This window comes from Flavobacterium sp. B330r, from assembly GCF_056824325.1.
Genome location: NZ_CP124860.1, coordinates 512159 through 532154, shown reverse-complemented (window position 1 = coordinate 532154; position 19996 = coordinate 512159). Strand labels below are relative to the sequence as shown.

Here is a 19996-nt window from a genome sequence, read left to right as displayed (position 1 = left end):
ACAAAAGCCTGTAAAATAATCAATAACCTTTTAGATATGAGTTTTTTAGCAAAATTAGAATTAGACAATGAAGTGTTTAATGTTTTAGAATTTGATGTTCATTTTACCCAGAATGTCGATAACAACGGAAAACCGGCCAACAAGACAAAAGGCGGACAGATAAAACTTGTAATAGAAACCACACAAACGGATCTGTTTTCAGACTGGATGGTATCTCAGACCAGTGTAAAAGACGGAAAAGTCATTTTTTATCGCAGAGACGCTATGAGCACCATGAAAAATGTAACCTTTAAAAAGGCCTTCTGCATATCGTTTCATAAGAGTTTTAGAAGTGAAGGATCAGTTCCTATGGTTACTGAGATTTTGATTTCATCAAACGAAGTAAAAATTGGGAATACAATTTTTGAAAACAATTGGAAAAACTCATAGCTCTTTTAAAAAACAACTAGTATGGCATTGCAAACAATTACGAATATTAAAATTGGCGAAATAAGAATTGCTAATTTCAACAAATTAGAAGTTTTTCAGACGATTCATGACCACCACACTTTTTCCTTCGAAGTAAGACAAGATTTATTAGTAGAAGAATTTAAAAGTGTAATGCCTTTTTCCCAAAAGTTATATGGAGAAAAAATAAGCATAGAAATAAAACCTATAGAGGGTCTGGAAGATCTTATTATTGGAGCAGATTCTAAAGATTACATCATGCAGTTTTACGGCATAGTAACCGAAGTCAAACTGCAAAAATCCCGTATTAAAGACGTAGAAGAAACCATCGTAATAAAAGGAAAGAGTACTACAATACTTTTAGAAAACGGACCCGAATGCAATTCGTTCACCAACATGTCTCTGAATGATATTGTAAAAAAAGTAAAATCAGACTGTGACATTGATATCGATGTAAGACCATTTTATTTAGACAACCTGCCTTACACTGTGCAGTATAACGAAAGCAATTTTGCTTTTCTAAATCGTTTGGCCAAAAGAAATGGGCATTGGTTCTATTATAACGGAAGAACAGCCATTTTTGGAAGTCCGGGCGGTGTGGGTGCAACGCCAAAATTAATGTATGGAATAAACATGCAGGATTTTGATTATACCCTAAAACTTATCCCTGCACTGTTTAAAGTAATAGAAAACGATAACAATGACGGCCAGTATAAAACTGATGAAACTTTAAAATACAGAAAAGAAGCCGACGGTTTCCATCAAAACTTTTTAAACAGGTCTAATGAAGTTTTTAATAAAGAAACCATTATACAGTTAAACCAAACTCCTGTGGGCGGATCCGGAAGGCGATCTTCAGAAGAATATGCCAAAAACAAAATGCGCTCTGTTTTAAGCGGTTTAGTAGAAATAAAAGCTTCAAGCGAAGTTCCAGGCATTACTATAGGAAACGAAGTAAGAGTAACAGGTGTCGACATGCAGTTAGAAAGTTCTTACCGCGTTACTCAGATAACACATATTTGTGATGACGGAGGCGGTTACGAAAACCATTTTACAGCTGTAAATTTTAACGGTTCTGTGTTTTCTCCCGAAACAGATCCAGATTTAGTGCCATTCTGCAAAAGCCAGACCGCCATTGTAACTGCCAATGCAGATCCTGACGGACTCAGCGGTATACAGGTACAGATGCCGTGGCAGGCAGCCAAAGGCGAAACCACACCTTATATTCCTTTAATTCAAAAATACGGAGGCGATGCCAGAGGCGCTCATATCATACCTGAAATTGGCGATACCGTTTTTGTAGACTTTCAGGGCAATAATGCCGAACTGCCTATTGTATTGGGAACCATGACCAGCAGAAGGGAAAAAAGCGGTTATAGTACTCCGAATAATGATTTGAAGGTTATGAAGACACGTTCTGGAATTACAACTACTATGAACGACGCAGATGGAAGTGTTTCTATTGAGGATCCAAGTGGCAATAAATATTTTATGGATGGAAGCGGAAATACTACCATTGATGCGCCTAAGAGTTTAACAATCAATGCAGGAGAAAATATCAGTATAAATGCTGGGCAAAATATGGATGTTAATGTTGGGCTTAATAAAAGCAATACTGTTGGTGGTAATTATACAGAAAGTATAACAGGTTCAAAATTCCTTAATATAGGAATAGATTTTATGACAAAAGTAGTGGGTAATCTAGCAGAATTTGTAAAAGGTAAAAGAGAATCCGAGACAGGAGAAAGAAAAGAAATAGCCAAGACAGCTTCTTTAATAAGTACAGAAGAGCATATAAATGTACATGCTTCTACAAACTTGAATAAATATAGTGGCGAAAACTCAATAAATTCATAGCCTATGAGTATTCTAAGAATTGTTGAAGGTGACATGATAAACACCACAACGGGCAAAATGGATTTGCGTGCCACAGATGGAGATTATACGATTCATGCTATGGGCAAGAACCGCTGGAATGGTGGCGAAGAAGGAATTTTTGAGAAAGATTATGAGCCCTCGCACCCTGAAGATTCATTAAATAACACTATTAATGTAAGCTTAAATATTTTTTTTGATGGTACTCAGAATAATAAAACCAATACCGATGCTAAAAAACTAGATTCAAAAGATCATGATGTTTATCTAAAAGTAGGGAATAAGGAAGATGACAGTTTTGAAAACGATTATACCAATGTAGCAAGAGGCTACGATGCTATAGATCCCACTGCTGATTTTCAAAGTGCCTTATATATTGAAGGTATTGGCACCGAGGATTTAGAAAGCGATGATGTTTTTCCAGACGTTGCTATAGGTATGGGCTATCGAGGTGTAGTGGCAAAAGTGGTAAAAGCATGTGTAAAAACACCAGAAATGTTGAAAGAATATAGAGGCAAAGAAATAGATGTTTTAAACTTGAATGTGTATGGGTTTAGCCGTGGCGCAACCGCGGCCAGACATTTTCTGCATGTTGTAAATAGTTCTGCTATTATATATGGTCAGCTTCCCGATAATAAAGTACAGGTAATGGCTCCCGGTTATTATCAAGGTATGAAAAATGAACATAGTATTCTTAAAGTATCGAATCATTCACTTTTAGAGCGACATGGTTATTTTGCCGCTTGTTTGTTAAATAATGGTTTTAATATAAAAAAAATTGAAATCAATTTTGTGGGTCTGTATGATACTGTGGCTTCTTTGGGATTTTATCACGGTAACGATAGTACAGACTTACATTTAGATGCAGTTAAAAAAGCACGTTTTGTTTTGCAGCTGTCATCTGATGATGAGTATCGCGAAAATTTCGATTTAACCAATATTCAGAGTGCCGGCTTGCATGGTTTAGAACTCACTTTGCCAGGTGTGCATTCAGATATTGGTGGTTCTTATATAAACAATGCCAAAGAAGTTTCGGCTCTTTACTATAAAAGAGAATCACTTTATAACAAAATGATTCATAGCTCAGATAAAGAAATTGAAAAATTGAAAAAAATAGTAATTAGCGAAGGCTGGTATAAAAAACATCAAATTGAAGCTGGAGTTTTGCATAAATCGGCAATTGATGATAAAATAAAAAAAGGATCTGTAGAAGATTTAGAACGATTTTATGCAGTAGTAGGAATACGAAATCTGTATAATACTTACGACCAAATTCCGCTGAATTTAATGTTTCACTTTTCTAAAGATGCTGAAGTAAAATATGATGTTAATCTAGAAAAGAGATATACTATAGTTGATGAATTTATAAAATCAGTCAGCAACAGTTTAAATAACTATGTAAACACCTGCAACAATTTGCGTAATAGTTATATCGAAATGTATAATGGTGATCTGTACGATAAAAACTCTATAAATGAAGAATATTTATCGAAACTCAAACGAAAGTCTTACTTGAATTATATTGACGAAGAAGTATTAAAAAAATTAAGAAACCAATATTTACACTGGTCTGTAAAAGCCAATGAACTTGGGCTTGGTTCTCGAGAGAGTCAGGCACCTGCCAAAGACGGCGCTTATGAAGGCCGATATAGAAAAAGAGAAATACACAATGGCTAAAACCTATATAAAAATAATAGTATGCTTTTTTATAGGCATACAGATAAACAGCTGTCAAATGAAAAATGAAAAAATACCCGAGTGGCATGCCGAAATGTGCCATCCTGCAAATAAGTATAGAATTGACATGGTAAAAGACGAAATTTTTACCCTCGAAGGCATTCGTGCAGGCATGCCTTATGGAGGTTCCTCAGGTACATGGGGCCGATCAGGCAAAATGTGGACGGAACAGCATGGTACACCCGTAGGGGTAGACCTAACCTATTATGCTGGTTATGATAATGTCTTTTACAGGTTAAAAATTGATCTTCCTGTAGAGCGGATGAAAGATTTGGTAAAGCGCAATTATGCTTATTGTGAAGCAAAAAATAAAACAATCGAGGAATATAAATATGAAGGTGATCCTGATTTATTGGGCGATGCTGATGAAACTTACAAATCCTATGATAGAATTTCCAGCCTTATTTTTGGTTTTGCGCCAAAAGGCATGGTAGTGGTTTGGGTAAATTATGGTTTAACGGTGATAGAAATTGGCAGATATCAGGCTAAAGTAATAACTGACACAAAAGAATTGGAATCTGCAAAGAAAAGATATTTAGATATCTGGCGTTTTTCACCTGCCCGCTTTGATGAGTTGGCAAAAGAATTTTCTGTTCCAGATGCCAATTGTAAGATTTGGGATATGTTCCGTCTACGATACAATTGGAAACCCGTATTTACCTCTGAGAATCCCAATTTCAGATTATTCACAATAAATACAGAGTATTACAATGGAGAAAAAGACCAAATGATGCGTCCATGGCTGCTAGAAAATAAAATAAGAGACAGGGCACTGCCAAATGTTTTTCAGTTTTTCTGGGAAACAGGAATAGGACAAAAATTTGAAGGAAGGATTTTCTTTAATCAAAATGAAATTTTCAGCCGTTTTAAAGGACTCTCAGGAAATAATGAAATTCAGATAAAAATTGCTGAAGACAACAGAAGTTTGAAAGTTTTATTAAACAATCAAAAACTGGAGGTTGACAGCATTAGAATTTATCCTAATAGCAAATGGGATTTTAATGATTCCTATAAATAACTTTTGAAATGCTTAATTGTAAAATGAAATTAACCCGCCCGATAGCGCGGATTTGCAATCCGTGCCCGCAAAGATTGGTTTTCAATTTTAAATAAAGACAGAAACGACATGATTCTTAGTGGCTTTTGTCTTGTAATTTGTGTTGTGTCTTATTGTTGTGGGCACGGATTGCAAATCCGCGCTATCGGGTTCCAGATTTAGTGCCATTCTGCAAAAGCCAGACGGCCATTGTAACCGCCAACGCAGATCCTGACGGACTTAGCGGTATACAGGTACAGATGCCGTGGCAGGCAGCCAAAGGCGAAACCACACCTTATATTCCTCTAATGCAGAATTATGGAGGCGATACCAGAGGCTCTCATATCATACCTGAAATTGGCGATACGGTTTTTGTAGACTTTCAGGGCAATAATGCCGAATTGCCGATTGTACTGGGAACCATGACCAGCAGAAAGGAAAAAAGTGGTTATAGTACGCCTAATAATGATATAAAGGCAGTAATGCATAGCCGAAGCGGAAACAGAATTATAAATGACGATGCTACGGGAGATATTACAATTGAAAGCCAAAAAGGAGAAACTATAGCTGTAATTCATGGAGATGGAAACATTAGGTTTAAAGCTCCTAAAAATATTGAATTGGAAGCAGGGGAAGATATTGTTATGAAAGCTGGTAAAAATATAAAAATTGATGCTAAAGAGGATATTGAGGTTGATGCAGGTTATAATATCTCTCAAGAAGCTCAAAATGATATTTATGTAAATGCAAATGGGAATATTATGGAAAGATCAGATAATAGGACTGAATTGGTTGATAAAGATTTTAGTCGTACTTCAGACAGTTCAAATGAAATAGCCTCGAAAGCAAGTCTTTATAGTCATGAAGAAGACATGACCATACAAAGCGGAAAGCAAGTGCGTATTAATAGCACAGAAAAATCTAATCTTTTTTAATTTAATTTTTATGGCAATTGCAAAACAAGCGAAGATTATTCAAATAAAAGTGAGTGATTCTTATCAATTAACTGTTGGCAGAAAACTTGAAAAAAATGCCAATAAATTGAATTTTGAAGCTACAAAAGACGATTTGAATTTGATTTGTGGTAAAAAAATAATAATAAACGGTGAGAAAAAATAGTATCAAGAAATACAACATCTTATTATGTTTCATCATAATAATAGTGATAACTGTAGTAACAATAACAATGAGTTCATATATAGAAAAAAAATATGAGTGGGCAGCAAATATTTGTGCACCAAGAGAGTATCCTGTAGAAGTTTATACAGGAGCAGCAGGAGGATATTTTTTTAGCCAAATGGGCGGATTTAGCAATTCTGGCTGGGGAGGATTGGGAAGTATCGATTATATAAAAGCACCAGTGCCAGACAGACTTGATATGACATGGTTATCATATGTAGACAATAAATTCTATAAAGGCGACTGGAAACTCCCTACAGAAAAAATAAAAAAGCTTTTTGATGAAGGATTTCCTGCTAAACCAGGTTTAGAAAATGTAAAGGAGTCTTATGATTATATAAATATTGGTCTCGGACCAAAAGGAATGGTTATAGTATGGGTAGCGGGGGCTGGTAGTCAGGTGGAAGTGGCGCGATTTCAGGCTCATGAAACGGTAATAGATCCTAAACTTATTATCGAAAGCGAAATGTATATGTTTCGAAAAGGTTATAGTCAACATAGATTAGAAAACAATTTTGTTATATCTGAAGACGTTCGGGAACAAATCAAACAATACGGTTATCCCCAATCAGAAGTTTATGAGGAGTATAGAGAAAAATACTTATGGAAACCGCGAGTAATCTTGCCAGAAGGCTCTAAGCTTACTTCAATGTATATTAAAATGTGTAATGGAGAAAAAGAAGATCCTTATGATAAGTCAATAGATATGAAATATAGAGCCATTCCTTACGCTTTTCAAATTTACTGGTCGGTTGCTAATGGCAAAAAAGAAAGACAGTTTGTATCTAGAATTGCTTTTACTAACGACAAAGAATATTGGGAAAAATATCTTAAACCTATGGGAGGGGATGAAATTCCTGTAGATTTTGATAAAAATGAGATTCGAAAATTGTTTAAAGAACATCTTGATAAAAATAAATCTGCAGAAATGATAATAAAAATTGATCCTAATGTCGAATTAAAATCAGATAGAGTCACTGAATTATATATAGAACAAGCAGGAAAACAGTATCATATAAAAGAGAAAGTTACACAAACAGGTAATTATGATTAATTATGAGTATAGTATTTGGAGATTACACGTCACCGCCGCCTCCCAAAGGAACAATTGATATACGAATTGGTGTTTTTTTTGATGGCACGCAAAATAACAGAACCAACACTAATGCTAGATTAGCAAAAAAAGGAAGCGACGCTAACAACGCCTATCGTAAAATGTCTGATAAAGAAACAGACAGTTACATGAATGATCTTTCTAACGTAGCTCGCAAGGAACTGAATTATACAAAAGAAAAATATGTAGATAGTATTTATATAGAAGGTATTGGGACTGATGATTTAGGTGCTGATACAGACGATGCAACAACTGCGTTTGGAGAAGGGCATTTAGGAGTTGCCTTTGGTGTAGGGAGACAAGGTATTGTTGCCAAAGTTACAAAGGGATGCGATATGTTGGCTGAAAAAGCAGGCAAATTAAAAGGCGAAGACGACATAAATACGTTAACCGTTGATGTGTTTGGTTTTAGCAGGGGGGCTGCGGCAGCCAGAAACTTTATTTATGAACTGAGTAAAAAAAGAAAAGACGACATTTGGGGTTCAAAACTGGTAAAACATAAGGTGCAATATGCACGTCTACAAGTACGGTTTGTAGGGTTGTACGATACTGTTTCTTCTTATGACCCCAATGCTACAAACACCACAACAGATCCAAACTATAACAATGATGTGAGTGAGCTTCATTTAAACAACCTTAATGTAGAAATCAATAATTTGTATAAAGCAAAAAAAATAATTCATTTTTGCGCCAGCGACGAACATCGCAAAAACTTTATGCTTACGCCTACTGCACGAGCAGGTGGGCAAGATTTTTATTTGCCTGGTGTGCATTCTGATGTTGGTGGATGCTATACCGATAAAATGAATGAGTCTAAACAAATAATGGATTTAGATAACACTTGGGGTGATGGTTATGACGATGATGAATACGACGAAATATTAAATAATGATCTAAACAATCTTATACAGCAAGGTTGGGTTAACGAAAGTGAAGTAGAACGTCCTGATAGCTGGCATCAAACCTTCATTAATCGTAAAGGGATACGTAATACCTATAGTTATGTTACCCTTTATTTGATGGTTGAAAAACTCAATAAAGAATATATTGATACTATTAATATGGAAAAGTTAAATAAACAATTTAACATTCCAAAACCAAGTAAACCGGACGAGTTAGATTTGCATACAGTAAAAAAACGTCTCGCGGAGTATATTAACGGCAATCAACCCCAAATGAGCTACTACACCAGCAAGGAGATTGAACAATTGCGAAAAAAACTCGATTTAAAGAACCCGAACGATGTAAAGAGTTTTAATATAAAAGTGCGTGACCATAATATACTCAAAGATTTAAGGCACAAATACATACATTGGAACTCTGAATTTGGAGATACCGTAGGAGCTTATTTACCCAATTACAAAATAGAAGGCAAAACCATTGTTAGATTTCGTAAAATAGAACCCCACTCATGAGAATTTTAACCTCTTTATTATTAATAACTATAATATCCTGTAAACCCGAAATGAAAAAATACAAATGGTTGCCCACGTCTAATGCTCCCGAACTTTATCCCACTTATATCCATGATGGCCATTTTTATTTAGAAGATGGTGGCAGTGTTTACATTCCGACATCTGCTTCAAACGAGAATGGCTGGGGTAATGATGGCTCAACGCACACACAAGGCGAAGATTTAAAAGCATTGCCTGTAAAAATGGATATTACCTGGGCATCTTTTAAAGAAAACAAGTTCTATACTGGCAGTTGGGATATGCCTATTGATACCCTAAAAAAACTTTTTGAAAAAGGCACTATCGACTGGAGAAGTGGCAGGATATCTAATTATTCTGATATAAGGGTAGGGTGTGCACCTGGAGGCATAGTGATGGTTTGGGTATATGGCAATGACCAGCAAATAGAAATAGCTCGTTTTCAAGCAAAAGAAACTCATGTGGCTATGAAGGAGCTTGTGCCAGGAAATCCTACTGTTTCTCAAAATGAATATTTTACAGTTTTAGGCAAATTAAAACCCGAGTTTGAAGAAGCGTTTAAAAAGAAAGGGATTCAATATGGTATTTATGATATTTATCGAAAAAAATATACTTGGCGAGCTCGTGTTGAAATCGCGAGTCATTCATTCGAACGAACTATAATAAGGATGTACAACGGAGAAGAAGAGACATTATTTAATGGTGTTGATAGACAAAATGATTTTAGACCAAGAGCAATTCCTAAATTTTTATCATTTGCTTTCAAAGACAATAAAGAGGTCATAACAATTTTTCAAGTCAAAGATTTTAATGAAGACGAAATCATGAGCCTATTCCAAGAAGCAGATGCAAATAAACCTATAGAAATTATTTTGCGCATGAATGCAGATTTAAGTAATCGAAGATTAATTTTTAAGCAAGGTGAAAAAGAAATCCCCATCAACAAAATAGATGTTGAGAATATGTGGAAATATAAAGGTTAAAAAGGTTGATTAAAAAAAACAAACGATGTAAAAAGTTTTAATATAAAAGTGCGTGAACCTGATAGCGCGGATTTGCAATCCGTGCCCGCAAAGATTGGTTTTCAATTTTAAGTAAAAACAAAACCCTGCAAATCTCAATTCGCAGGGTTTTCAACTTTTACTGAAATAATTTATCTATTACTAGCACAAGCCTTATAAATCTGCTTTTCAGAAAATGGAGATAAGGCTTCGGCGAGATTTCTGCTAGTTCTTAAACAGCTCAGTATTTTTTGCCTTAAATTAATATCGTCGCCAAATTCTGTATGCATGAGGAGCTCGAAGATTTCCTGCAAATACATAGGCTGTTCTTTGTAATCTCCCTCAAACAATTCGTCTGAAAGGAAATTAATTACGGATGGCATTACATCACGATGTGTTGGTTTTTGATTTTCTTTTGACATAACGGAAAATATTAAACGCACGAAATCCCTCATCTTCGGTTGTGTCAAAACATTTCTAGGAATGCGTTTAGGGCTATCACTAGCTCCAGCAACGTGAATGAGAGATTCGCTTATGTTAACTTATATTAAGTTTTCAGGATATAATCCTAGATTTATTTTGACATCACAAATATAAGTTTTTATTTTAAAAAGAAAGAAATAACCTACTTTTAATTCTTTTTGAATTGTAATGCTAAGTTTAGGTTTAAAACAAAGATAGAAAATATTATTTGTGGTTGAGTTGCGCCCTAATTTTGATATTAGAATTCATGTTTATAGAGACTTGGGCGGCGGATGGAAATAATATTGCCAATTAATTTGTAGAGAAAAAGCCTTTTAAGATTAATCTTAAAAGGCTTTTTATTATTTATAAAATAGTCAAACCAGTATTTTTATACGGCTTTAAAATTTCCTCATCTGGAGAAACATTGGTTACCAAGACATCAATATCTTTTATTGGGCAGACAAAATAAGGTTCGGCGGTTTCTACTTTTTCGATAGAGCTTAAAGCAATAACAAAGTTGGAGTTCTTAATCATATTTTTTTTCAGCATAGAATCGTCGTATAAAATTCCTGTAATTCCTCTTTCATGATGAATACTGCAGATTCCTAAAATGAAGATATCTGCTCTAAAATTTCTAAAGAAATCAATTGTTTCAATACTCGAAGTGGCAAAAGAAGTTTTACACATTTTACCGCCTGCAAAAATTAAATCAATATTAGGTAAATCTTCAACCAACGAAGCTATGGGAAAACTATTGGTAATAACCGTCAATTTTAAATCGTAAGGAAAGCTTGCTACCAAAGCTAGAGAAGTGGTTCCGCCATCAATAAAAACAACTTGTCCGTCTTTTAAATACGAAATAGCTTTTTGAGCGATAATTTTTTTGTTTTCGATATCGTGTTTTTCTCTTTTTCTATAATGAAGCGGAATTGGAGAAGGAGCGACCGCCCCACCGCGAACTGCTTTTAAAAGTCCTTGATCTGAAAGCTCTTTCAAATCACGTCTGATCGTATCTTCAGAAACACTCAAATATTCGCTTAATTCTACCGAAGTTACACGATGTTCTTTAGATAAATATTCTAAAATGGTCTGTTGGCGCTCTTCCTTTCTCATTTGTTTTGCGTTTTTATATTGCAAAAATAAATAAAAAATTGCAACATTTTGCTGTTTATTGCAATTTTTGCATAATTTAGCAGTAAAATAAAATTACAAATGAAAAAGAAATCAATCGCAATCGACATGGATGGCGTGCTTGCTGATGTAGAGGCACATCTAATCACTTACTTCGAAAGAGATTTCGGAATAACAATTTTAAGAGAAGATATTCAAGGTTTAACAGAAGAGGAAGCTTTTTATGGTCGTGAGAAGGTAATGAGTGTTTTAAACTCTAAAGACTTTTTTAGGACATTGCCCGTAATAGAAGATGCTGTAGAAAGTTTAAAACTATTACAGGAGAATTTTGAAATTTATATTGTTTCTGCGGCGACCGAATTTCCGCTTTCTCTGAATGAAAAAATAGAATGGCTTGCAGAACATTTTCCTTTTATCAATTGGCAGAACATTGTTTTATGCGGAAGCAAAAGCATTATCAATACTGATTATCTAATCGATGATCATCCAAAGAATTTAGATTTTTGCATGGGTAAACCCATTATGTTTACAGCATTTCATAATGCCAAAAAAGAGAATTATTTGAGAGTAAATAATTGGAAAGAAGCTGTTGCTGTTTTGAAAGAAGCAGTTTAACGCAAGGTAATTTTAAAAATTACTTGTTTTTTGAAGAAAAAGCCTTTCAGAAATCTTCCGAAAGGCTTTGGTTTATTTAGGGATTGCTATTTTAGCTTTAAATCCGTTTTGGGGTTCTGTTTCAAATTCGATGGTTCCTTTAACGGTCTGAATTCGATGCTCCATATTTTGAAGCCCATTTTTAGAAATCTTTGTTTTCTCACAGCCAATTCCGTTATCGGTATAATTTATCAGAATTGATTTCTGATCGCTGTCAAATTTTATTACGACCAAACTTGCTTTGCTATGCTTTTTCATGTTTACCATTAATTCCTGTAAAACTCTTCCAATAGTGATTTTCTTTATCTCATCGATATCTTCCCAGTTTACACTTTCTAAATTAGTGGCAATGATGTTTCTCTCAGCCGTATTGTAGGCAGAAAGCATTTCTTTTATGCTTTTGGTAAAGTCTTTGCCCGTTTCAATCTTGTTATTTTCTTTTGAAATTCCTCTCACGCGGCCATAAATATCATCTAATTTCTGTAGAAGATTCTCTTTGGTGTTTTCTACAGCCAATGGTTGAGATTCGGCAAAAGCAATGACTTGGAACACATCATTGGCCAATTCGTCATGGATTTTTTTAGAAATTCTAGTTTCTGTGTCGTACGAACTTTTAAACTCGATAGCCTTGTTTTTGTTTTTATAATAGCGGATTAAAATTGCAATTAGAATGACTAAAAAGACAAATACAATTACGAATACAATTCGAAGATATTTGGCTTTTTGAAGAGATAATTGATTTTCTGCCTTTTCTAAACGCAGTTTTTCATTTTCGTCTTTTTCTTTCTTCGCATCGTATTTAATTTTAGCAGATTTATTTTTAAAATTATTTCTAACCTTAATAATGCTATCATTTAATGTGAAAAACTGCTGTATGTACTTGTTAGTATTAGGACTGTTGTCATTTGAAATTAAAATTTGCAGCGCTTCTAATCTTTCATCTATGCTATTTATGTCTGTTGCTACTTTATAAGCCAAAAGAGCATTCTCATCCGATTTTTTTACGTTTTTTTTAGAATAGTAATCGGCAAGGTGGAGATAGCTTTCGATACTTCCATATGTATCTTGACGATCAATTCGGATATTTAGCCCCTCAGTCATTAGATGAAAACCTTTGTCTTCCATACCATTCTTAAAGTAAGCATAGCCTAAATTATCGATCAATGTAGATTTATCATCTGGTGTCGCTCTTTTCTTCAGGCTTTCACTTGAAAGAGATTGTAAAAGAGAGTCTAATATAGGGATAGCTTTACCGTATTTTTTTTGATGAATGTAAACAGTAGCAATATTCTGTATAGGAGCTTGTTTAAATAGAGGATCTTTATATTGCTCAGCAGCTAGTTTGTAGTAATAGATGGCGTCATCATAAAGAGAAAGTTCTTTGTCAGCAATGCCCAATAAATTATACATGCTACCAGTATTGTCCCCTCCTTCTTCTTTACTAAATAATAACGCTTCTGTTGCAAGTTCCTTACTGCCATAATAATCTCCATTTCTTTGATGAATTTCTGCTATTTTAATAAGTGCATAAGAAATATTGGCACTGTCTTTTAAGATTTCATAAAGTGCCTTTGATTTATTGAATTGGTAAAAAGAGGTGTTAAAGTTTTGTTTGTCAAAGTTCTCTATAGCTTTGCTTCGTCTAAAAAGTGCCTCTTTACGTATAGCTTCTGTCTTAAGATTGACAGTCTTTTTTTCTTCGCATGAAAAAAGAAAAAGAAGTATAATAAAATAAAAAAACGGGGACCGTAACATACAAATTTACTTTCCCCGAAAATAGTAATTAATTAAATACCAAAAAATATATTTATTAAGGTCTTGGAGGGTTCGCTGAACCTCCTTTATCACCAGGTCCGTCTGGATCTTCTCCATCACCACCAATAGATAGATTAGCACTCTTTTCAACTTTCTTTTTTGGTTGAGTCTCATACTCATCTGGAGTACAAGAAAATATCGTGAACAATAGCGCAAAAGCGATAAATAGTATTAGTTTTTTCATTTTAATTTAATTTAGAAATTAGACATAGGTATGGCTGTCCGGAGTTAACCAGATCTTGGAATTGCGATACCAAAATTGTTTTTTGGGGAAGTAGATCGTGTAGACCTGTAAGACGTAATTTATACTTCCCGAATAAACTCGGTCTTACGGTTTTCCACAATGTTAATTAGAACTAGTTTTATATTTTTGTTTTAGTCTGCAGACAAAACTTGAACTAATTTCTGATGCAAAGTAAAGGCGCTTCTAGATCACTGTTGATAAGGGATTCCCGGAATTCCTGCGTTTTCCTGAGATTCCCGAGAATTCCCAATAAAACAAAATCGGAAGGCCTATTTTTTAAATTAATTGTTATTTAATTCTAAACAAATCTCTATTATTATAGATGCAATAAGTCCGTCAAAAGTTGGTTGCGAACAGTAAAAAAAAATATATAAATAATATAGAATTGGAACAAAAATTGAAAGTGTTGGATAGGGTTTAATAGTAGAAGTCGAAAATAAAGGCATAGAAGAAAGTTTTGGTTAAAAATGAAATTAAAGAGTCTAAAGAAGTTTCCTAAAAAAGGCAAGATGAATAATACATTAGAAGCGTATAAAAAGGCAATTAAAATTAAATATGAAATCGAAAAGGAGGGAGAATACTTTGATTTTCTGTACAGCCCTTCGCGCGGGAAACTCCGCGATCTGTGTTGGCTTATTTTTGAAGATAATCCGACCCAAGACGATTTAAATGTTTTTAGAAATTTATTGTGCTTAGATTTTGACCATACTCAAAAGAATAAGTTTAAAGATCAGAAAGACAAGTTTAGGCCTATTGAAACTTTCTTTAAAGGAGAAACAGATCCATCAAATATTGATGCGATAAATCTTGCCGCAGTGATAGTCGATTTTCAGCCGCGCCCTTTTAAAAAGTTCAATGAAAAATGTAGAATTGAAGAAGCGAAACAAATGAAAAGTGTCGTTAAAGAGGTAACGGTTGAAATTGAAAATAATGGCATAGAGAAAAAGGTTTTGGTGGAAAATGAACATGAAGAGTCGAAAGAAGTTCCTAAAAAGAGAAATTCTTTATTTGATTTAGCAGATGAATTTTCTAAAAAAATAGTTCAGAAAATACAACCAGAAAAAATAATTATGGTTGCAGTTGGTGCAGTCGCACTTGTATCGTCTGCGTGTGTAAACTTGGTGAAGAAAAAAGAGTAGAAATAAATTCTAACCGATTTTTGATTGCATTTTGAAAAATAAAATGCGTGAAGCGATAAAAAGAATAATTTTTTGAGGTGTGATTTGGGTAGTTAAAAAGTACGTTTTTCGGCATATATTTACTGTTATTTACACTATAAAGATAAGAAAAAAATCCCGTTAAACCTAATAAAAATCAATGAAATAGCACTTTTTTTGTCTAAAAAACGTGTTTTTTTTTGATAATTTGAAACCCACTTATTTCCATGTAACAAGACAGAAAAAGTCACTTTTTCGAGCAGCCGAATTGCAATAAAATTATCTATATTTATAAAATTAAAATAGATTTCGAATCTATCAGTATCAGTTACAAAAACATCATTTTATGAAAAAGCTTCTATTACTCCTAATTGTTTTATGCACCGTCAGCTGTAAAAAATATGTTGTCTCATTTGAACAGCCAACCAATATGAAATTGGACAACATAAAACTAGAAGTGTTTATCGATAAAGAAAAAGTTCAAGACATTAATTTAAAAGCTACAGAAGCATTACCAACTTACGAAACAGTCGGGCTATCAGTTTCTGGTGAAGGAAAACATTTACTTCAAGTTAAAGTAAAAGATACGACCTTTAGTTTTGATGTAAAATATCCTGAAGAGAAATTTATTAGGATTATAACTAACTTAAAACCTAATGGTAAAATCCAAGTTGGAATTTTAAAACAGAATTATAAATATAAGTCTTAATACTATTGGGGTCTAGTTTTAAAGCAAAGAGCATATAGATAAACACAAAGTTAGCAAAGCTCCATCTTTAAATAGCTTTGCGAACTTTGCGTTTATTTTTTGCGTGCTTTGCGGTTAAAAAAAATCAAGATAAAAAATCCTTAAACCACAATCCAGAGTTTTTTATCGTTCTTTTTTGCGTTTCAAAATCAACGTGAATTAATCCGAATCGGGCATTGTAACCTTCGGCCCATTCAAAATTATCGGTTAGAGTCCAGACAAAATAGCCATCGACATTTAAGCCGTCTTGTTTCGCTTTTAAAATCTGTTCTAAATTGTCCTGAATAAAATGAGTTCGTTTTATATCGTGCACTTTTCCGTTTTGAACGGTGTCAGGAAAAGCAGCGCCGTTTTCAGTTACAATGATTTTTCTGATTCCGTCATATTCATTAAACTTTTTGAGAATATGGTACATTGCTGGCGGATAAACTTCCCAGCCCATATCGGTAGCAATTACATTTCGCTTTTCGGCACTTACTAATTCGGCACCAATATACGGAATCAACATGGCCGATTTTACCACTTCACGAGTATAACATTGCAGACCAATAAAATCAAAATCGAAATCGAGATTGTTTAAATCGTCTTCTAAAATGTAATTATTGAGTTTCTTAAGAACCGGAAGATCTTTCTGCGGATAACCTAATCCTAAAATGGGTTCTATAAAAGTTCGGTTTAATAAAGTATCGACACGTTTTGCGGCTTCGACATCTTTTGAGCTTTCTGTGGCAGGTTCAATATGCGTGCACGAAAAAGTGGTTCCGATATTCGCATTCGAAATTCGTTCTCGAATTATTTTGGCTCCAGCAGAAGTTGCAAGCGTAACATGATGCATGGCTTTTAGGTAATTTGTAATTCCTTTTTTACCTGGTGCGTGAATGCCTAAAAAATAACCTGCGCCTGTAAAGACAGAAGGTTCATTGATTACCATCCAATTTTTAACACGATCGCCAAAATACTGTACGCAGACTTCAACATAATCTTTAAACCAAGAGACAGACTCTCGGTTTGTCCAACCTCCTTTTACTTCTAGATCGTGTGGTAAATCCCAGTGATAAAGCGTTATCCAAGGTTCGATTCCAGAAGCTAGCAGCGAATCTATTATTTTGTTGTAATAATCGATTCCTGCTTGATTAATAGGATGAACGCCCGTTGGCATAATTCTAGGCCAGCTGATAGAAAATCTAAAATTAGGAATATTTAATTCCTTAATGAGACCAATATCGTCCTGATAATTGTTGTAGAAATCGCAAGCAGTTATGGCATGATGACCGTTTTTAATTTTTCCTTTTTGAGAAGTAAAAACATCCCAGATAGAAGAACCTTTTCCGTCAGAATCATGCGCACCTTCAATTTGGAAAGCGGCAGTTGATACACCCCACAAGAAATCTTTACCAAATTGGTTTTTGTTCAGAAATGAGCTTTCAATTTTATTCATTCAATTGTACTTTCCTTTATTTATAAACTATTTATTAATGTAGGAAAGAAGATTGCATAGCTCTTAAGAAAAGCCATTCTTTGAAAGAAACTAGAAAATTTAGATTAAATAATTTCATGACGATTAGTTTTATATCAAATTAAAAAAACTAATGTGAAATTATTGTAAAGTCATTATTATCAAATGATTAAATATTGAAATGGGAAGATCTTTAATCTTCCCATCCGCAAAGTGTCAAGCCTAAACCTTTAGCCTGTTTGAGAGAAGTTTTTACCGTACCGTGACTACAAGAGCTTAAGCCACGACAATTTTCATTATAATGATATTTTTTAGCCCCAGTAGGCCCGCAGATAAAAACGTTGTCTTCTACAGGATGAAAAGAAGTGCAAAAAATAAAAAGTAAGAGTAGAGTGTATTTCATTAGTTTGTTTTTATTTAACGACTAGATTATATTCGTTTCCTTTTTTGTCAATAGCTTTTAGTTTTCCGTGAGAAACCCATTCGGTATTAATTTCTAATTCTGGAATGCTATCTGTTATTAAAATCCCTGCGCCGTATTTTCCTTCTGTATTAATGTTTCCAAAAACCGAATCGCCTAGCATGTTTATTCCCTTTACATGATAATTGTACTTATATTGCCCTGGATGCCCAGTTCTATACTCGTATTTATATACAGGATTTACATGATATGTTTTGGCTTCTTCTGCTGTAATAGTTTTGCGGTCGTCAGCGTTAATAGCGCTTTTGTAAAATGAATTTACTTGCGGTAATGAAGGTGGAGCGCTAGCTTTTTGGCAGGAATAAAATGCAAATATTAAAAATAAGATGAGGTAGTTTTTTTGCATAGGCGATGTGGTGTTTAGTGGGAGCTAAAAACTTATTTGGTAGCGATAAATTTAATTAGAATTAAATTCTTTAAAATGAGTACTTATACGGGATTTAATTCTGTTTCGTAAAGTGCTACAGTTTCTAATAATTCCTTTTCGTATTGATAAATATCATCAATTGAGGATATTGCAATTTTCGCTTCGCTTTTGTTATTATTGAAAAGACTTATGTATTTTTTCCCGCCATTTAAGTGAAGTCTGCAGAGCGGTTTACGATTGTTATCATCTAGCAGTATTCCAAAATAAGATTGTGTATCGCGAGATACAATTCTTGCCGTTGGCAGTTTTCGACGTAAAATAGCAACTACAATACGATAACCATCAAGTTCTTCTTCGGTTGTTACGACTTTATTGTCATCTTCAACAGAACTAATTTCTTCATCTTGTTGTTTAATCGTTTCTTTACTTAAAGCGGCATTTAAACGATCATTAATCTTGTCGTTAATGAATTGACTAACTGATTTCTGAACTAAATCTTTAAATTCATCTACAACTTTTTCAGTTAATCTGCCCGTGTATATTTTACTTGCAAATAATTTTGTAAAATCATTCGAAGGATTCTCTAATTCAGCGTTGATCAGTTTCTTAATTTCTTTAATGTATTTTAGAGAGCTGGCATTGCTCACAATATTATCAACGTCAAAATTTGCTTTGTGAAATTTCGCAATTTCGTTTATTGTATTTTCTTTTAGATTACAAATATCAAATTCCAAAAAAGGCTTTTCATCCATTTTATTTTGATCATCCAAATCGGTAAAGAATTGATAATTTATTCCGTTTGTTAAAAGAGCAAATCGGGTTTTTGTGACATGAAAATAACGGAATAACTGAGAATTATGAACCGTAAGTTTTTCTTTCCAGCTTTTGCATTCCACAATTATTATCGGTTCTCCATTTTGGAAGATCGCATAATCTACTTTTTCACCTTTCTTTAATCCAAGATCTGCAGTAAATTCAGGAACGACTTCAAGCGGATTAAATGCATCATATCCCAAAATATGGATAAAAGGCAAGACAAAAGCATGTTTAGTAGATTCTTCTGTTTCAATTTTACTTTTCAGCTGATTTATTTTATCTGCCAATGATTTTAGTTGAATGTTCATTTCCATAGGTTTAGAATTTAAATTAATAATTCAAAAGTAAAACCAATCAAAATCAGTATTTTATGGAAAACCGTAATGAAACAGAATTTTAATAGAAGAAGTGTTTTAAACGGAAAAAAGAGGACAATGAAGTTCCTCTTTAAAACATATTGTTTTTACTAAAATGAGTTTTACTATAAATCTTAATCTTAGTTTCTGCAATCAATCATGATAGTGCCAGCTTGGCAAATGTATATGCTATTAACTCTTGAGTCGTCTTGGTAATGATTCTCGAGATCTTTCTTTAATTCTTCGTATTCTTCTGAAGTTACAATTTTTTGTATTTTTACATTTACCAAACGACCAATTGGAGAAATAGTATACAGTCCGTCACTAGTGGTCTTAGAATATTTTTCAGGAGAAAATCCATAGCTCTCATATTCTGTTTGTAGAGATTGCACAAATGAATCTGTTTCTTTATATAATTCACTTTTGGTTGAACAGCCAAAGATTGTAATTAGAGTAAAAAGTAATACAATTTTTTTCATAATTT

The 19996-nt window shown here is 33.8% G+C and carries 21 protein-coding genes; 12 read left to right on the top strand and 9 right to left on the bottom strand.

The window, feature by feature from the left end; translation table 11 throughout:
- The first annotated feature begins 36 nt into the window (after window positions 1-36).
- The 9 genes from tssD to QLQ95_RS02280 all read left to right on the top strand — a co-directional run bounded on the left by tssD (window position 37) and on the right by QLQ95_RS02280 (window position 9804).
- Window positions 37-429, top strand: coding sequence for a type VI secretion system tube protein TssD (gene tssD, locus QLQ95_RS02320; protein ID WP_095929050.1), 393 nt, complete (start codon window positions 37-39; stop codon window positions 427-429).
- Window positions 430-450: 21 nt separating this feature from the next.
- A complete protein-coding gene (locus QLQ95_RS02315) occupies window positions 451-2304 on the top strand; it encodes a contractile injection system protein, VgrG/Pvc8 family (RefSeq protein ID WP_482502467.1) in 1854 nt (617 codons plus the stop codon).
- Between the two features lie 3 nt (window positions 2305-2307).
- The gene (locus tag QLQ95_RS02310) at window positions 2308-3999 is read left to right on the top strand and encodes a phospholipase effector Tle1 domain-containing protein (RefSeq protein ID WP_482502466.1); all 1692 of its coding nucleotides are present in this window, start codon (window positions 2308-2310) and stop codon (window positions 3997-3999) included.
- A gap of 58 nt (window positions 4000-4057) precedes the next feature.
- Window positions 4058-5077, top strand: a complete 1020-nt coding sequence (locus tag QLQ95_RS02305; RefSeq protein ID WP_320495876.1) for a DUF2931 family protein — start codon at window positions 4058-4060, stop codon at window positions 5075-5077.
- A gap of 200 nt (window positions 5078-5277) precedes the next feature.
- Entirely contained in the window at window positions 5278-6030 is a 753-nt protein-coding gene (locus tag QLQ95_RS02300; protein WP_482502465.1) for a phage baseplate assembly protein V, read from the top strand.
- Window positions 6031-6040: 10 nt separating this feature from the next.
- Window positions 6041-6214 carry a hypothetical protein gene (locus QLQ95_RS02295; protein WP_320492258.1) on the top strand — a complete coding sequence of 58 codons (174 nt, stop codon included), beginning with the start codon at window positions 6041-6043 and terminating at the stop codon, window positions 6212-6214.
- 67 nt (window positions 6215-6281) lie between these two features.
- Window positions 6282-7328, top strand: coding sequence for a DUF2931 family protein (locus tag QLQ95_RS02290; protein ID WP_482502464.1), 1047 nt, complete (start codon window positions 6282-6284; stop codon window positions 7326-7328).
- A gap of 2 nt (window positions 7329-7330) precedes the next feature.
- Complete coding sequence (locus tag QLQ95_RS02285) at window positions 7331-8803, top strand: phospholipase effector Tle1 domain-containing protein (protein WP_482502463.1); 1473 nt, start codon at window positions 7331-7333, stop codon at window positions 8801-8803.
- Between the two features lie 50 nt (window positions 8804-8853).
- Entirely contained in the window at window positions 8854-9804 is a 951-nt protein-coding gene (locus QLQ95_RS02280) for a DUF2931 family protein (RefSeq protein ID WP_320492255.1), read from the top strand.
- Between the two features lie 170 nt (window positions 9805-9974).
- Here QLQ95_RS02280 and QLQ95_RS02275 read toward each other — a convergent pair whose 3' ends face one another.
- Both QLQ95_RS02275 and QLQ95_RS02270 read right to left on the bottom strand, forming a co-directional pair.
- Window positions 9975-10244 carry a hypothetical protein gene (locus QLQ95_RS02275; protein ID WP_095929038.1) on the bottom strand — a complete coding sequence of 90 codons (270 nt, stop codon included), beginning with the start codon at window positions 10242-10244 and terminating at the stop codon, window positions 9975-9977.
- A gap of 406 nt (window positions 10245-10650) precedes the next feature.
- A complete protein-coding gene (locus tag QLQ95_RS02270) occupies window positions 10651-11400 on the bottom strand; it encodes a DeoR/GlpR family DNA-binding transcription regulator (RefSeq protein WP_320492253.1) in 750 nt (249 codons plus the stop codon).
- 99 nt (window positions 11401-11499) lie between these two features.
- Between QLQ95_RS02270 and QLQ95_RS02265 the strand changes: the two genes are divergently transcribed.
- On the top strand, window positions 11500-12033 hold the full coding sequence (locus QLQ95_RS02265; RefSeq protein WP_482502461.1) for a 5' nucleotidase, NT5C type: 534 nt from the start codon (window positions 11500-11502) through the stop codon (window positions 12031-12033).
- A gap of 72 nt (window positions 12034-12105) precedes the next feature.
- Here QLQ95_RS02265 and QLQ95_RS02260 read toward each other — a convergent pair whose 3' ends face one another.
- Together QLQ95_RS02260 and QLQ95_RS02255 are read right to left on the bottom strand one after the other, a co-directional pair.
- Window positions 12106-13827 (bottom strand): ATP-binding protein, encoded by a 1722-nt coding sequence (locus tag QLQ95_RS02260; protein ID WP_482502459.1) that lies wholly within the window; start codon window positions 13825-13827, stop codon window positions 12106-12108.
- 55 nt (window positions 13828-13882) lie between these two features.
- Complete coding sequence (locus tag QLQ95_RS02255) at window positions 13883-14071, bottom strand: hypothetical protein (RefSeq protein WP_095929034.1); 189 nt, start codon at window positions 14069-14071, stop codon at window positions 13883-13885.
- Between the two features lie 569 nt (window positions 14072-14640).
- On the opposite strand from QLQ95_RS02255, the gene QLQ95_RS02250 reads away from it, so the two are divergent.
- Both QLQ95_RS02250 and QLQ95_RS02245 read left to right on the top strand, forming a co-directional pair.
- Window positions 14641-15270, top strand: a complete 630-nt coding sequence (locus tag QLQ95_RS02250; RefSeq protein ID WP_482502457.1) for a hypothetical protein — start codon at window positions 14641-14643, stop codon at window positions 15268-15270.
- Window positions 15271-15634: 364 nt separating this feature from the next.
- Window positions 15635-15997, top strand: a complete 363-nt coding sequence (locus QLQ95_RS02245) for a hypothetical protein (RefSeq protein ID WP_379796696.1) — start codon at window positions 15635-15637, stop codon at window positions 15995-15997.
- 124 nt (window positions 15998-16121) lie between these two features.
- Here QLQ95_RS02245 and QLQ95_RS02240 read toward each other — a convergent pair whose 3' ends face one another.
- The 5 genes from QLQ95_RS02240 to QLQ95_RS02220 all read right to left on the bottom strand — a co-directional run bounded on the left by QLQ95_RS02240 (window position 16122) and on the right by QLQ95_RS02220 (window position 19991).
- Complete coding sequence (locus QLQ95_RS02240; protein ID WP_428238555.1) at window positions 16122-17474, bottom strand: GH1 family beta-glucosidase; 1353 nt, start codon at window positions 17472-17474, stop codon at window positions 16122-16124.
- A gap of 211 nt (window positions 17475-17685) precedes the next feature.
- A complete protein-coding gene (locus tag QLQ95_RS02235; RefSeq protein ID WP_095929031.1) occupies window positions 17686-17895 on the bottom strand; it encodes a hypothetical protein in 210 nt (69 codons plus the stop codon).
- A 10-nt stretch (window positions 17896-17905) separates the two neighbouring features.
- The gene (locus tag QLQ95_RS02230; RefSeq protein ID WP_428238557.1) at window positions 17906-18319 is read right to left on the bottom strand and encodes a hypothetical protein; all 414 of its coding nucleotides are present in this window, start codon (window positions 18317-18319) and stop codon (window positions 17906-17908) included.
- Between the two features lie 83 nt (window positions 18320-18402).
- On the bottom strand, window positions 18403-19470 hold the full coding sequence (locus QLQ95_RS02225; protein ID WP_320492245.1) for a type I restriction endonuclease: 1068 nt from the start codon (window positions 19468-19470) through the stop codon (window positions 18403-18405).
- A gap of 182 nt (window positions 19471-19652) precedes the next feature.
- The gene (locus QLQ95_RS02220) at window positions 19653-19991 is read right to left on the bottom strand and encodes a hypothetical protein (RefSeq protein WP_320492244.1); all 339 of its coding nucleotides are present in this window, start codon (window positions 19989-19991) and stop codon (window positions 19653-19655) included.
- Between the last annotated feature and the right edge of the window lie 5 nt (window positions 19992-19996).